The sequence below is a fragment of the Sorangium sp. So ce406 genome (assembly GCF_051474675.1).
Taxonomy (GTDB): domain Bacteria; phylum Myxococcota_A; class Polyangia; order Polyangiales; family Polyangiaceae; genus Sorangium; species Sorangium cellulosum_G.
This window is the reverse complement of record NZ_CP150340.1, coordinates 5,024,280-5,038,497: the sequence shown is the minus strand read 5'-3', so window position 1 is coordinate 5,038,497 and position 14,218 is coordinate 5,024,280. Positions and strand designations below refer to the sequence as shown.

General features: G+C 72.2%; 8 protein-coding genes and 3 tRNA genes. 5 read left to right on the top strand and 6 right to left on the bottom strand.

The window, feature by feature from the left end:
• Nucleotides 1-468: 468 nt before the first annotated feature.
• Both WME96_RS18425 and WME96_RS18420 read right to left on the bottom strand, forming a co-directional pair.
• A complete protein-coding gene (locus WME96_RS18425; RefSeq protein WP_437291422.1) occupies nucleotides 469-1,062 on the bottom strand; it encodes a GNAT family N-acetyltransferase in 594 nt (197 codons plus the stop codon).
• 71 nt (nucleotides 1,063-1,133) lie between these two features.
• Entirely contained in the window at nucleotides 1,134-2,771 is a 1,638-nt protein-coding gene (locus WME96_RS18420) for a hypothetical protein (RefSeq protein WP_437291421.1), read from the bottom strand.
• Nucleotides 2,772-3,534: 763 nt separating this feature from the next.
• Here WME96_RS18420 and WME96_RS18415 point away from each other — a divergent pair.
• The gene (locus WME96_RS18415; RefSeq protein ID WP_437291420.1) at nucleotides 3,535-4,968 is read left to right on the top strand and encodes a serine/threonine protein kinase; all 1,434 of its coding nucleotides are present in this window, start codon (nucleotides 3,535-3,537) and stop codon (nucleotides 4,966-4,968) included.
• Nucleotides 4,969-5,089: 121 nt separating this feature from the next.
• Here the strand turns inward: WME96_RS18415 and WME96_RS18410 are convergent, their stop codons facing one another.
• Genes WME96_RS18410 through WME96_RS18400 form a run of 3 tightly spaced genes read right to left on the bottom strand, consistent with a single transcriptional unit; the run spans nucleotide 5,090 to nucleotide 8,044 of the window.
• Entirely contained in the window at nucleotides 5,090-5,893 is an 804-nt protein-coding gene (locus WME96_RS18410; protein ID WP_437291419.1) for a hypothetical protein, read from the bottom strand.
• Nucleotides 5,894-5,936: 43 nt separating this feature from the next.
• Nucleotides 5,937-7,064 (bottom strand): carboxylate-amine ligase, encoded by a 1,128-nt coding sequence (locus tag WME96_RS18405; protein WP_437291418.1) that lies wholly within the window; start codon nucleotides 7,062-7,064, stop codon nucleotides 5,937-5,939.
• Nucleotides 7,061-8,044: an ATP-grasp domain-containing protein gene (locus WME96_RS18400; RefSeq protein WP_437291417.1), complete on the bottom strand. Its 984-nt coding sequence runs from the start codon at nucleotides 8,042-8,044 to the stop codon at nucleotides 7,061-7,063. The genes WME96_RS18405 and WME96_RS18400 overlap by 4 nt, the downstream gene beginning before the upstream one ends.
• A gap of 366 nt (nucleotides 8,045-8,410) precedes the next feature.
• Here WME96_RS18400 and WME96_RS18395 point away from each other — a divergent pair.
• The 4 genes from WME96_RS18395 to WME96_RS18380 all read left to right on the top strand — a co-directional run bounded on the left by WME96_RS18395 (nucleotide 8,411) and on the right by WME96_RS18380 (nucleotide 9,655).
• Nucleotides 8,411-8,482 (top strand) — tRNA-Val (locus tag WME96_RS18395).
• Nucleotides 8,483-8,522: 40 nt separating this feature from the next.
• Nucleotides 8,523-8,599, top strand: a tRNA-Asp gene (locus WME96_RS18390).
• An 87-nt stretch (nucleotides 8,600-8,686) separates the two neighbouring features.
• Nucleotides 8,687-8,763: transfer RNA gene (locus WME96_RS18385), tRNA-Asp, on the top strand.
• A gap of 196 nt (nucleotides 8,764-8,959) precedes the next feature.
• Nucleotides 8,960-9,655, top strand: a complete 696-nt coding sequence (locus WME96_RS18380; protein WP_437291416.1) for a Uma2 family endonuclease — start codon at nucleotides 8,960-8,962, stop codon at nucleotides 9,653-9,655.
• A gap of 28 nt (nucleotides 9,656-9,683) precedes the next feature.
• Here the strand turns inward: WME96_RS18380 and WME96_RS18375 are convergent, their stop codons facing one another.
• Nucleotides 9,684-14,102 (bottom strand): PAS domain S-box protein, encoded by a 4,419-nt coding sequence (locus WME96_RS18375; protein WP_437291415.1) that lies wholly within the window; start codon nucleotides 14,100-14,102, stop codon nucleotides 9,684-9,686.
• Between the last annotated feature and the right edge of the window lie 116 nt (nucleotides 14,103-14,218).

Genomic DNA, 14,218 nt, shown 5'->3' with positions numbered 1-14,218 from the left:
CGGACCCGACCTAGGCTGGGCGGACCGGTTGGGCGGACCCGACCCAGGTTGCGGCGGGCGGACCCGACCCAGGTTGCGGCGCGCCAGGTGTCGGCGCCTGGTTCGGAGCCCGGCGAAGGGACGCCATGTGCTCGGATTAGCTGCTGAATCTGAGCGGGAAGCCCCCTGCCCCAGCACCGGCCTTGGATCGCATAAGAAACATTATGTCAACTAAGCGCCCGGGCGGTGTTCGGGGCCTTCGGCTCAGGGCTGGCCCAGGGCTCAACCCCGGTCGGCTCAGCTCAGCCCAACCCCGGTCGGCTCAGCTCAGCCCAACGTCGGTCGGCTCCGGTCGGCTCAACCCGGTCGGCTCAACCCCGGTCGGCTCAACCTCGGTCGGTCGACTTCGACCCGGGTCAGCTCCCCCCTGTCGCGCCCTGCTCCCGGGCCGCCGGCCTGCCCCCCTGCTACCGGCCGGCTTGCCCGGGCTCAGCTATCGCTGCGCTCGTCGTCTTCGCTATCGCCCGGCTCGTCGTACGCTCTCGACGGAATTGTCGCCCACAAGACAACCTCGCCGTCTCGCACCAGCGGCTTCCCGGGCGCCTCCTGCTCGCTGCGCCACGCGCGCACCTTCTCCGGCGCCTCGTCGCCGAGCGGCGCAAACCCCGCCTTCCTGAAGAACGCCTGCGCCCAGATCGCCTTCTCCCTGGAGCGCAGCACCACCTGCTCCATCCCGACCTCCCGCGCCCGCTCCAGGAGCTCCGCGAGCAGCCGCGTGGCGATGCCGCGTCGCTGGTGCTCCGGGTGCACCGCGAGCTCCTCCAGGTACGCGACCCCGGGCGCCTCGTCGCGCCACGCCAGGTAGCCGGCCACCTCGTCGTCCGCCTCCGCGACGCGCACGTCGTGCCGCCGCGTCAGCGCGATGATCTCGGCGAGCGTCCGCGCCGGGGCGTCCGCCGCGTCGAAGCCGCCCTCGTGGTACATCGCCGTGCAGGCCTGCTCCAGCGCGACGAGCGCCGGCAGCTGGGCCTCCTGCAGTCCCGTCACACGGATGCGCTTCGGCGCCGTCCGATCGTCATGCATTCCTCGAGGCTACCGCCGATGCGCGGATTGCCCCACTTCTTGCCGAACCTGCGCCGCATCCTCGCGGCGGATCAGCCGCGGAGCTGGAGCAGCCGCGCGATCGTCTCGCCGTCCCCGGGGCTCAAAGGAACGAGGATCCCGAGCGCCGCGCCCCGCGGCGGAGCGTTCCTCCCGTCCATCGGAACGAGCCGCAGCTCCCCGGTGCTGGAGATGCCGATCACCGCGACCCGCAGCGCCGGCAGCGGCTCGATCTGCGACGCCGGCAGCCTCGGCGGCGGCGCTTGCCATTCCCCCTCGTAAGGCGCATCGCTCCACGAGGCATCCACCCCGGCGGTCCCGCGGTCGTCGCTGCCCGCGGCGCGCCCCCAGGCCGCGGCGTTCCCGTCGGCGCCCTTCGCCAGCTTCGCCCCCGCGTGCTCCCCGTTCGTCAGGGTCGGCTCCACGTGCTGATCCGCAGCGGCGCCGTCTTCGTCATCCGGCTCGGCCTCGGTCCAGCCGCGATCGTCGGCCCCGTCGGCCTCCGCGCGCGCGTCTCGCGAAGCCTCGGTGGACTCCTCGCCGTCGCCCGCCATCTGCTCCAGGCCGAGCATCGGCGTCTCCTCGTCGAGGTCCTCGATCCGGTGCTCCATGAGCACCCGCTGCTCCTGCGCGGTCAGCGGGCGGCGCGTGGTGCCCTCGTCGTCGCCCTCGGGCCAGAGCCGCGGCCGCCGCTCCGTCGCCTCCTGCGACGAGGCCGCGCCGACGAGCGGCAGCCGCCCGGGTGCCCCCACGATGTTCGTCGGCACCGTCTCGCGCTGGTCCGCCGGCGGATCCACCTCCGTCGCGTGCTGCTCGTCGCTCGCGCCCTTGAGCGCCGCGCCCTGCCCCGGCCCCCGGCCCGCGCGCACGCTGGCCGCCGGGAGCTTGACCACGGGCACCTCCTCGGTCACCGCGGTCGTCGACGACACCCGCGTCTGGGCCGACGTGAAGCCCGCGATCGCGCGCCCCTTGGCCGGGCCGGGCGCCGCGCCCAGGGGGCCCGCCGGCAGCGCCGGCGGCGGGCCGGGCGTGCGCCCGGCCGGCGACTGCTGCGTCGGGGTCATGGCGCGCCCGGCCGCTGACTTGACCGGCATCGGGGTACGCTCGGGCCCCGAGCGGGCCGCCCCGGCCGCGGGCCGCGGCCCACCGGCGTCGCGCGCCGACGCCGCCGTCGGGGTCACCGGCCCCGTCGGCGCGCTTCCCGGGCCGACCAGCGGCGCCCGCTTCATGGCCGACGGCGAGCTCGCGCCCGCGCCGCCGCGCTCTGCCCGGCCCGCGTCCGCGCCCGGCGGGCTCGGCGGCCGAGACGGCTGCGCCCCCGGCCCCGACGCGCCCGGCTTGGGCGGCGGCGCGCTGGCCCCTGCAGGAGGACCGCCGGGTGCCTGCGGAGGCGCGCTCAGTGGCGCCTTCGGCGGCACGCTCCCGGCCGTCGGCGGCGCGTCGGCGGCGGGCGCCGCAGCCCCATCGATCGCCGAGATCTTCTGCGCGACCTCCGCGGCGGCCTTGAAGAGCTCGAGGGCGCGAAGGTCGGCGTTGGCGTCCGAGGCCTGCTCCGCGGCGCGGCGCAGCCATCTCAGCGATTCCTCGCGTTCGCCTCGCGCCCACAGGGCGGTCGCTGTCGACAGCGCCCAGTGCACGTCTTCGTCGTCTTCGTCGTGCGGCGGCGGGATCGGGCGCAAACTGGCTTCCATGAGGCCTCGTCGAGCAGGTCGCTCACCCTGTACCACGACTCCGCGGCCCGCGTCTCCCGCGCCCGCCGCCGCGTTCTGCGTGGCGCTCCATTCTCATTTCGCGCGCGCATTTCCACGCGCACATCGTCGCGCACACCATCTCCATCGCGCCGCTCGCTTCACTCCCCTGCCCGACCGCGTTCGCGTACCATCTGCTTTGATGAGCCTCTCCCACGCCGCGCGCCTGCCCAGCGCGCGGCGCCCTGCATGCAGGAGCGCTGGCGCGGCGGAGGCGTCCAGGGAGCGCGCGACGGCCGCGCAGAGCGGCGATGGCGCGTCGCTACGCGCCGGGGTCATCCGCCTCAGGCCCGGCGAGCTGAGCGCTCACGAAGACGGCTGCGCGCTGGAGCTCGCAGCCGATGTCAAGCCTGAACGGGCTCTCTCCCCGCGGGCCAACGGCCCCGCGTCGAGCGCCTCGGCCCCCACGCGCGCTTCCCGGATCCCGTGGCGGATCGTCAGGACGATCGCGACGCGCACGGCCGGATCCGGCGCGAGCGCTTCGGCCCGGAAGCCGATGAGATCATTACCCTCGGCCGCCTTCGCGCCCGAACTTGAGGTCCGTGTCCGCTTCGTGGCACCCTGGCTTCGCGGAACCTCCTTCGTGACGTGCGGGGCGACGGCGCTGTCGCTCCGGCCGACGTCGAGGCTGCGCGCCTCCACGAACGCAACGGCGGCACTCGAGCACCACCCCTCCAACTCCGCCTCCCCCTTCTAGGATCACCGCGTGCAGATCTTGTCGGACCTCAAGCCTGGAGACACGCTGGGCCGCTACGAGATCCTCATGCCGGTCGCCCGTGGAGGGATGGCGGCCGTCTGGGCAGCGCGCCTCGTGGGCTCCCGCGGGTTCCAGAAGATCGTCGCCATCAAGACGATGCTGCCGGAGTTCGGCAACGACCCGGCCTTCGAGGCGATGTTCCTCGACGAGGCCCGCCTCGCGTCCCGCATCCGGCACCCCCACGCGGTCGAGATCGTCGAGCTCGGCGACGAGAACGGCGTGCTCTACATCGTGATGGAGTGGGTCGACGGCGACACCATCTCCACGCTGAACAAGCAGGTCAAGTCGACCGGCGGCGTCCCCCTGCCCATCCTCCTGCGCATCGCCTCGAGCATCTGCGCCGGCCTGCACGCCGCGCACGAGCTCCGCGACGACGAGGGGAAGCTCGTCGACCTCGTGCACCGCGACATCTCGCCGCAGAACGTCATGGTGTCGTTCGACGGCATCGTGAAGATCGTCGATTTCGGCGTCGCCAAGGCCACGGGCCGGCTGCACGAGACGCGCGTCGTCGGCCAGCTCAAGGGCAAGATCCCGTACCTCTCGCCGGAGCAGCTCACGTCGGGCAAGGTCGACCGGCGCTCCGACATCTTCTCGCTCGGCGTCCTCCTCTACACGACCCTCAGCGGCTACCACCCGTTCCGCGGCCGGACGGACGCCAAGACGATGGAGAACATCCTGCGGTTCGCGCCGGTCCCCCTCCGCGAGCTCGTGCCGGACGTCCCGTTCGATCTCGCGGTGGCGATCGAGCGCGCGCTGGCCAAGGACCCGGCGGACCGCTGGAACGACTGCGCGTCGTTCCAGCGCACGCTCGACCAGATCGCCATCTCGATCGGCACCCCCGTCACCGACGGCGACGTCGGCCGCTTCGTCCGCGAGACGCTCGGGGACATCGTGGCCGAGCGCCGGAAGAAGCTCGCGACGGCGATCCAGCTCGCGGACAGCCGCATGACGTCGCGGGGCGAGCGCACCACGTCGGCGGTGCGCGGCGACCGGCGCGCCAAGCAGCAACAGGCGCCGGCCGGGAGCACGCCGCTCCCCGCCACCTTCGCCGGCATCCTGCCCGTCTCCCTCGACGACGGGCCCCCCAAGCCCAGCTCGCAGGCGCCGCCCTCCGCCGGCCTCGCGCAGCCGGTCACCTCCGCGCCGCCGGCCCTCGTCACCCCGGCGCCGCGCCCCCGGCGGCGGTGGCGCCGCCGCCTCCGCCTGGCCCTGTTCGTGGTCCTGCTGCTCGTCTCAGGCGCGGCGTTCGCGGCCCGCGCGGGCATCTTGCCCGTGCCCGGCGCGGTGCACGGGCTCGTGCGCGACGGGCGCGAGCACCTCCGCGGCGCGCGCGAGGCGCTCCGCGGCGTGCTCGAGCGGCTGAGCGCCCTCCTCGCGGACTGACCTCGCCCGCCGGGCCGGCCCGGGATCGCCAGACCCTCGCGCCGCCGCCAGCGCCGGGCCGCGCGCGCCGCCGTTCATCGTCGCCGGGCGGCGGCGCGGACGACCGCCCGCCCGGGGGCCGTCACTTGATGCCGGAGGACGGCTCGGGGAGGCAGACGCCGAGCGTGCAGAGCAGGAGGTTGACGTCGCCGGCCGCGCAGTAGACCTGCCGCGCGCAGTAGTCGTCGTAGCCGCAGAGCTGGTGGCAGGACGCCTCGTTCCCGAGCGCGCCGGTGAAGGTCATGCAGGACCAGCCGCTCGAGAGCCACAGCCCCTCGGGACGCTTTGCGTCGAAGAGGCACGCCTCGGCGCGCGCCTCCGGATCGAACACCTCCGCGGTGCACGCGTCGCCCCCGGACAGCTTGCTCCGCGCGGCGGACATCGTGTTGAGCAGGTAGGTCACGTCGCAGGTCTGCTCGGACGCCGAGTCCCGCACGATCCGGGCGCGCAGCTCGTCCTTCCTCGCCGCGTAGGCCCGGACGGCGCGGATCGCGCCCATCACCTTGTTGTTGCCCTCGTCGGGCTTCGTCCCCTCGGCGAGCGCCTCGAGCACCCGCTGGACGAGCTGCTCCGCCTCGGGATCGGCGCCCGCCGCGCCGTCCTTCGCGTAGCCGATCCGGATGTACGAGGTCGGCGTGCGGGGCGTGCACGGCTTCGCGTGCGCCCACAGCTCCTCGCTCACGATCGGCGGACGCTTCGTGAACGGCTGCTTGCAGACGCCCACCGCGCCGGGCGGCAGCGAGCCCGAGGCCCGGGGCGTCGGCTGCCCCGGCCCCTCGTTGACGTACTCGGTCGACGCGCAGCCCGCGGCGCCCGCCAGGGCGGACAGCGCGAGCAGGCAGCTCACCGAGAGAGCTGCGGCGCAGCGAAGCGGAGCGATTGCCACGGCCGCACGGTAGCAGAGCCGGCCCGCGAGCAGAAATTCTCGTCTACAGGCCCAGGCTCGACTGCTCGATCAGGTCGTCGACCACGGCCTCGAAGCTCTTCGTCCGGGCGTAGACCGCGAGCTGGCGATCCGCGCTCGTCCCCTCGTCGAGGATCGCCCGGATCCGATCGAGCTCGCCCTGCGACCCGAAGATCTCCGCCGACTCCTGGACGAACTCGAGCAGCTCCCCGACGAGGAGGCGGACGGGGACCTGCTCCTGCTTGCCGAAGTCGATGAGCTGCCCGTCGATGCCGTAGCGCACGGCGCGCCACTTGTTCTCCTCGATGAGCTCCTGCCGGTACTCGCGGAAGCCCAGGTTGCGCCGGTAGAGCAGGTACAGCTTGCCCATGACGGCCTGGACGAGCGCCGCCAGCGCCACCGTGTCGTCGAGCCGCGTGGTCATGTCGCAGATCCGGATCTCGACCGTGTCGAAGAACGGGTGGGGGCGCACGTCCCACCAGATCTTCTTCGCGTTGTCGATGCAGCCCGTCTTCACGAGGAGGTCGACGAAGCGCTGGAAGTGGCCGTGGGACTCGAAGAGCCCCGGGATTCCGGTGCGCGGGAAGCGCTTGAAGATCTCGCTGCGCGTGCTCTTCAGGCCCGAGGAGCGGCCGAGCCAGAACGGCGAGCTCGTCGACAGCGCGAGGATGTGCGGGAGGAAGTAGCGGACCTGGTTCGCGAGGGCCATCGCCACCTCGCGGTCCTTGACGCCGACGTGCACGTGCAGCCCGAAGATCAGGTTGGCGCGCGCGACGTCCTGCAGGTCCTCCACGATGCCCCGGTAGCGCTCGCCGTCGGTGATCTCCTGCTTCTTCCAGTCGCTGAACGGGTGCGTCCCCGCCGCGACGATGCGCATCCCCCCTTGCTGCGCGAGCGCCCGCAGGCTGCTGCGCAGCTCGGCGAGCTCCTCCCGCGCCTGGCGGACGTCGCGGCAGATGCCGGTGCCCGTCTCGACGACGGACTGGTGCATCTCCGGGCGGACCCGCTCGCGCAGGAGCTTGTGCCCCTGCCCCCCCTCGAGGAGCTGGCTCACGTACGACCGGAGCTCGCGCGTCTGCGCGTCGACGATCTGGAACTCCTCCTCGACGCCGAGCGTGAACTGGCCGTCGAGGAGCCCTTCGACGGCCGTCATCTCGGGGCCCCGAGCCGCACCTTCTCCGCGGAGGGGCGGACGAGCTTCGACCACGCGTACCCGTCGCGCGTCCGGCGGTCACCGCGCGCGCACTCCACGGCGAAAGCGACCATCCAGTCGACGGCGATGTTGAAGTAGCGCTCGCGCAGGTGCTCGATGTGCATGTCGGGCGCCGGGTTCGTGAAGTCGATCGCGTAGGGGACCCCGTCCCGGATCGCGAACTCGACCGAGTTCATGTCGTAGCCGAGCGCCCGGTTGATCGTGGTCGCGTCCTCGATGATGCGGTCGTGCAGCGCCTTCGGGAGCCACCGCTCGTTGTCGTGCTGCACGTAGCAGCCGCGGAGCCCCGTGGGGCCGATCGCCTTCGGGTCGTACTGGATCGGGAGGATGCGATCCTTGCCGATGCAGATGCAGCGGACGTAGTCGTCGAAGTCGATGAACTCCTGCAGGGTCATGACGTTCTGCCCCGAGGCGTTGTAGGCGGCGAACAGCTCCTCCTGGGTCCGCACCACCGACACGTCCTTCCAGCCGCCGCCGTCCGCGGGCTTGAGGATCGCCGGGAAGCGCACATAGTCGATGATCGCCTCCCAGTTGAGCGGGTACTCGAGGTTACGGAGGCTGCGCTCCTTGACGATCGCCGGGATGTAGTCGCGCTGGGGCAGCATGACGGTCCGCGGCGTCGCGATGCCGATCTGCGACGCGAGCGAGTAGCCGAAGAACTTGTCGTCCGCGCTCCACCAGAACGGGTCGTTGATCACGAACGCGCCGCCGAGCGCCGCGGCCTTCAGGTGGAAGCGGTAGTGCTTCACCTCCTGGCTGATCCGGTCGATGAGCACCCGGTAAGGGCTCTCGAAGCGCTCGGGCGTGCCGCCGATCCTCGCGATCTCCGCCCGGACCCCCGGCACCTTGTTGCACCTCTCGAGGAAGGCCTGCGGGAACGACTGCTCCCAGCCGACGAGGATGCCGATCTTCTCCGCCATACGTTGCTATCTCCTCCCACCACGTTTGTTCACGGCCACCGCCGCTGACGCACAGCGTAGCGCGGATACCCAGGAATTTTACGCTAGAAGTGTAGCGATGAGTCGGCTCGACCTGCGGGCAGGCGGCCCGATCCGCCCGGGTCAGCCCAGATCGGGTGGTGTGGGGTGCCGAGCGCGCGAGCGGCGCTTGCAAGCGTGCGTACAAGGGAGCGCCCGAGGGAGCAGAGGGGGGCAACCGGGCGGAGCCGGCGCGGGGGTGACACGAGATCGAGCGAAATCAGGCCAGATCGGCCAGGGACGGAGCTGTCGCGAAAATAGATGTTGACGGACGCGGTTCGGCGAGTAGAGTCGCGCACCTCTCCGACGGGGCGGGTAGCTCAGCGGCAGAGCGTCGGCCTTACAAGCCGATGGTCGCAGGTTCGACCCCTGTCCCGCCCACTCCTGGGTCAGGGCCTGGGTTGAGTCTGGATGTGAGTTTGGGGTGGTAGTTAAGTTGGTTATAACGCCGGCCTGTCACGCCGGAGGCCGCGGGTTCGAGTCCCGTCCACCCCGCCAACTTTCCTTCCCTGTCTCCGATTCGCCTTTCATCTGAGCCTCCTTCAGGGCCGCATCGAGGATGTGGTCCTGTGAGGAAGTCGGACTGGGGTGGTAGTTAAGTTGGTTATAACGCCGGCCTGTCACGCCGGAGGCCGCGGGTTCGAGTCCCGTCCACCCCGCCAACTTTCCTTCCCTGTCTCCGGGTCGCTGTTCATCGAGCCTCCCTGTGCAGGGCTGCATCGCTGATGCTGCCCTGCGAGGAAGCCGGGCTCTTGAAGAGCTGAGCACGAGCAGTCGCCGCGCGCGAGGCGCGCGTGGGCCGTCGTCGTCGCGACCGGCCTGCTTGCTTCCCGCAGGGGGGCAGCGCAGGGTGCATCCATGGGCTTCCCCGCCGAGAAGTGCCAGCGCGCCACGCTCGCCGACCTCGAGACCGTCCCGCCCAACCTGATCGGTGAGCTCATCCGCGGGACGCTGTACGTCTTTCCGCGCCCCGCGCCGCCGCATGCCCACGCGTCGACTGCGCTCACCGGGGAGATAGTTGGCCCCTTCCAGCGCGGCCGCGGTGGACCGGGCGGGTGGCGCATCCTGGATGAGCCTGAGCTCCTCCTCGGCCCCGCGGGGGACGAGGACGACATGGTCCCCGATCTCGCCGGCTGGCGCATCGAGCGCATGCCGCGGCTCCCCCAGACCACGAAGTTCACGCTCGCGCCGGACTGGGTGTGCGAGGTCCTGAGCCCCAGCACCGTGGTCACCGACCGGGCAGAGAAGATGCCGGCGTACGCGCGCCACGGCGTCCGGCACCTGTGGCTGCTCGACCCCCTCGCGCGTACGCTCGAGGTGTTCGCGCTCGAGGCGGGGCGCTGGGTCGTCGTCGGCGTCCACCACGGGAGCGCCCGGGTCCGGGCCGAGCCCTTCGACGCCATCGAGCTCGAGCTGTCGGCGCTCTGGGACGAGGCCGAGGAAGCGCCTCAGGAAGGCGCACCAGCGGCCACCGCGGAACGGCCGGCGCCGGCGACGCGCAAGCCGCCGACCGCCACGAAGAAGGGCCCACGGAAGGGGCGTACGCGGGCGTAGCAGGCGCCCCGGACCCCTCCCGGGGCGCTCACGGCGCCGCCATCACGCGCTGGATCGCCGCCTCCAGGTCGCGGAAGCTCACCGGCTTGATCAGGTGCTCGTGGAAGCCGACGCGCGTCGTCTTGCGGCGGTCCTCTTCCATCCCGTAGCCGCTCAGCGCGATCGCCTTGATCGCGCTGCCGGCGGAGCGGAGCGACTCGAGCAGATCCGTGCCGCTGCCGTCGGGCAGCCCGAGATCGCTCACGAGCAGATCGAACGCCTCCGCGCCGGTCAGGTCGAGCGCGCCGCGGACGGTCCGGGCGATGCGCACCGTGTGGCCGGTCAGCGTGAGCAGCTCGCTCATCATCTCCGCCGTGTCCTCGTGGTCCTCCACGAGCAGGATGCGCAGCGACCGCTTCGGCGCGGCCGCCCCGGCGGCCTTCGCCTGCGCCGGCGTGGCGGCCGCAGGGGGCCTCGCCGCGGGGAGGAAGACGCGGAACGTCGCCCCGGCCCCCCGCCCCGCGCTCGACGCCGTGATCGTGCCGCCGTGGAGCTGCACGATGGCCCGCGAGATCGCGAGCCCGAGGCCGAGCCCGCCGAAGTGCCGCGTCGTGGCCGTGTTGCCCTGCTCGAACGCGTCGAAGATCCGCGGCAGGACCTCGGGCTCGATGCCGACGCCCTCGTCCCCGACCTCGATGACCACCTGCCCGCCCTGCTGGTAGCACCGCAGCGCGATGTGAGAGCCGGGATAGCTGAACTTCACCGCGTTCTTGAGCAGGTTCCACACCACCTGCTCGAGCCGGGCGACGTCGGCCGACACCCAGTGCTCGCCCGGCGCGACGTCGAGCGTCAGCCGGATGCTCTTGGCGTCGATCTCATCGGCGCAGATCTCCATGGCGTGCTCGAGCACCGTGCGCGCCGTGACCGTCTGCGTCACGAGCTCCAGCTTGCCCCGGACCACCCGCGTCAGGTCGAGGAGATCGTCGATGAGGCGCGCCTCGAGCTCGGCGTTGCGCTGGATCATCGCGATGCCGCGCCGCACGTCCTCGGCCAGGTCGTCGCGGCGAAGCAGCCGCGACGCGGCGGTGACGACCGGCGTGAGCGGCGTCCTGAGCTCGTGCGACAGGACGGCCAGGAACTGATCCTTCGTGCGGTTCGCGTGCTCCGCGGCCTCGCGCGCCGCGATGAGATCCGCCTCCACCTGCTTGCGGCGCGTGATGTCCTGCACCACCGCCATCGTGCGGAGGACGCGGCCGCCCCGATCCCGCATCGCCGTCACCGTGGTGCTCGCCCAGAGGCGCTCCCCGCCCTTCGCCACGTAGCGGTTCTCCAGCGCGAAATCGCCGATCTCGCCGCGCAGCAGGCGGCGGTACAGCTCGCCGACGCGGCCCAGATCCTCCGGGTCCGTGACCTCGTGGAGGGTCTTGCCGAGGAGCTCGGCCACCTCGTGGCCGAGCATGCCCGCGAACCGCCTGTTCACCCGCACGAAGCGGCCCGTGTCGGGCTCGCACTGGACCTTGCCGACCACGGCGCTCTCGAAGATCGCGCGGAAGTCCTCCTCGCTCGCGCGCAGCGCCTCCTCCGCGCGCTTGCGCCGCGTGATGTCGTTCACCATCGCGGACGCGCCGATGATCTTGCCGGACGCGTCGCGGATGGGCGCAAGGTTGATCGACACGTCGATGCGGCCGCCGCCGCGCGCGACGCCCACCGTCTCGAGGGCGTCGAGGCGCTCGCCGCCGACCGCCTGCTCGAAGACGGCGCGCAGCTCATCGGCGCGCTCGGGCGGGACGAGGACGTGGAGGGGACGATCGAGCGCCTCCCGCTCGCCGTACCCGAACATCCGCTCGGCGGCGGCGTTCCAGGTCGTGATCGCCCCGCCCACGGTCGCGCCGATGATCGCCTGCTCGGCCGACTCCACGATCGCGGCGAGCCGGGCCCGCTGCACCTCGGCCTCCTTCAGGGTCGTCACGTCCAGGAGCGTGACGACCACGCCCGAGATGACGTTGGCCAGCGTGCGGTACGGGAGGACCCGCATCATGTAGCAGCACTGGCCGTCCTCCAGGCGCACCTCCCGCTCCCGCGGGGTGAGCGTCCGCAGCACGTCGCGGGCGTCCGACGCGAGCGAGGCGGCGTCGAAGCGCGCCGTGATGTCGAGGATGGACCTGCCGACGTCGCCCTCGATCAGCCGGAACACCTCCGTCGCCGCGGGCGTGAACCGGCGGATCCTGAGCTCCTCGTCGAGGAACACCGTCGGGATCCGCGCGCTGAGCAGGAGGTTCTGGAGATCGCCGTTCGCCGCGTCGAGCTGCGCGATCTTCGTCTTCAGCTCGGCGTTCAGCCCCTCGAACTCCTGGTTCAGGCTCTGGAGCTCCTCGTTCATGCTGAGGAGCTCCTCGTTCGAGCTCTTGAGCTCCTCGTTCGAGGTCTCGAGCTCCTCGATGGTCGTCTGGAGGTGCTCCCGCGTGGCCTTGAGCTCGTGCTCGAGCTGGTCGACGAGCGACGCGCTCTCGCGCCGGGGCCCGGGCGGCGGCGCCTCCCCCCGCGCCTCCGGCCGGAGCTCGTCGAACAGGACGACGAAGAGGCCTAGGTCGTCCTCGAGATCGCCGAGGGGCCGCACGACGAGGTTGAGGCGCTGCGTGCCCGCGATGGTCTCCACCGCGATGTTCTCGTGCACCACCTGCTCGCGCGCCCTGACGGCGCGGTGCACGGCCGACCGCACCTCAGGGCGCAGCGCGCGCAGCACCATGTTCGAGACGTTGACGTCGAGCGCCCCCGTCGACGGCGCCAGGTACTTCCCCGTCTCGCCGGACAGGTACACGATGTCGCCCTGCTCGTTCACGACGACGCACGGCGGCCCGTAGCGATCGAGCAGGCGCCGCTCGATGGTGCGCTCGATGCTCTGGTCGGGCGGCCAGGCGCCGCGGGAGGGCTCGCCCGCGCGCCGGTCCGCCCTGGTCCGCTCCGCGAACGGGAGCCGCGGCGGCGCGTGCCCGGCGCCGCGCTTCCTCTGGAAGATGCGCCGCTTGCCGTCGACCGCGCGGAACAGCTCGCTCCGCTGCGACACGCTCTCCGCGGGGCCGAGGAGCAGGTGGCCCCCCTCGACGAGCGCGTAGTGGAAGACCCCGAGCACCCGCTTCTGGAGCTCGCCTTCGAGGTAGATGAGGACGTTGCGGCACGAGATCAGGTCGAGCCGCGAGAACGGCGGATCCTGGATGAGATCGTGCCGTGAGAAGACGCAGAGATCGCGGATCTCCTTGGCCACCGAGCGGGCGCCCCCCTCCTCGGGGGCGAAGAAGCGCGCGAGCCGCTCGGGCGAGATGTGCTGCGTCGCCTCCTCGGGGTAGCGGCCCTGCCGGGCGATCTCGATCGCCTCGTCGTCCACGTCCGTGCCGAAGATCTGGACGCGCGGGGCCGCGGGCAGCGTCGCGATGTGCTCCATGAGGAGCATGGCGATCGTGTAGACCTCCTCTCCGGTGGCGCAGCCCGGCACCCAGACGCGGAGCTGGCCTTCCGCCCCCCGGCCGGCGAGGAGCGCGGGCACGAGCTCTTGCCGGACCACCTCGAAGGTCTCCGGGTCGCGGAAGAACTCGGTCACGCCGATGAGGAGGTCGCGGACGAGCTGCACGGGCTCGTCCGCCTCGCGCTGGAGCAGCGCCAGGTAATCGGCGACGCTGGTCGCCCGCAGCACCCGGGCCCGGTGCTGCACCCGCCGGAGCAGCGTCGTCCGCTTGTACTGGCGGAAGTCGTGGCCGGTGCGCTCGAGGAGCAGGGCGCAGATCTCCGGCAGCCGCTCGGCGATCTCTTCCTCGACGAGGCGCGCGCGGTCGCCTTCCAGGCGGAGGCGCCGCGCATGCTCGAGCAGCGCGGCCGGCATGTCGCGGAGGGCGAGCACGTAGTGGACGAGCCCCGTCGCGATCGCGTGCCGCGGCATCTCCGGGTGGTGGGCCGTCGCCGGGACCTGCGCGATCGTGAGCCCGCCGTGCTCCCGGACCGCCTTGAGCCCGACCACGCCGTCGAGCCCCGACCCGGAGAGCACCACCGCGACCGCCCGCTGCTGGCTGTCCTCGGCGAGCGAGCGGAACAGCGCGTCGATCGCGGTGAGATGTCCCCGCGGCTCGGCGAGCTTGCTCAGGCGGAAGACGCCGTCGTGGAGGGTCGCGGCGACGGTCGACGGCGTGACGTAGACGTGATCGGGCTCGATCGGCAGCCCGTCCGCGGCCTCCCGCACGGGCATGGCGGTGTGCGGCGCGAGGAGCTGCGGCACCACGCCCGCGTGGTGCGGATCCAGGTGCACGAGCACGAAGGCGAGCCCGCTGTCGGGCGGCATCGCCGACAGGAAGGTCCTGAAAGCCTCCAGGCCGCCCTCCGACGCGCCGAACGCGACGATGAGGCTGTCCGTCGAACGCGTCCGCGGCCGCGACACGTCGCCCGTCGCACCATCGCGGGTCTCCTGGTGACTTTGTATCAAGGCGACCCGACGCTTAGTACACGTCTGGGACAGCAGCCAGCGAACGTGCGCGCGAGCCAAGCTCGGCGACCGAATAAGGAACTACCCGACCGCGATCTCGTGCGGGCCCGCCTCGC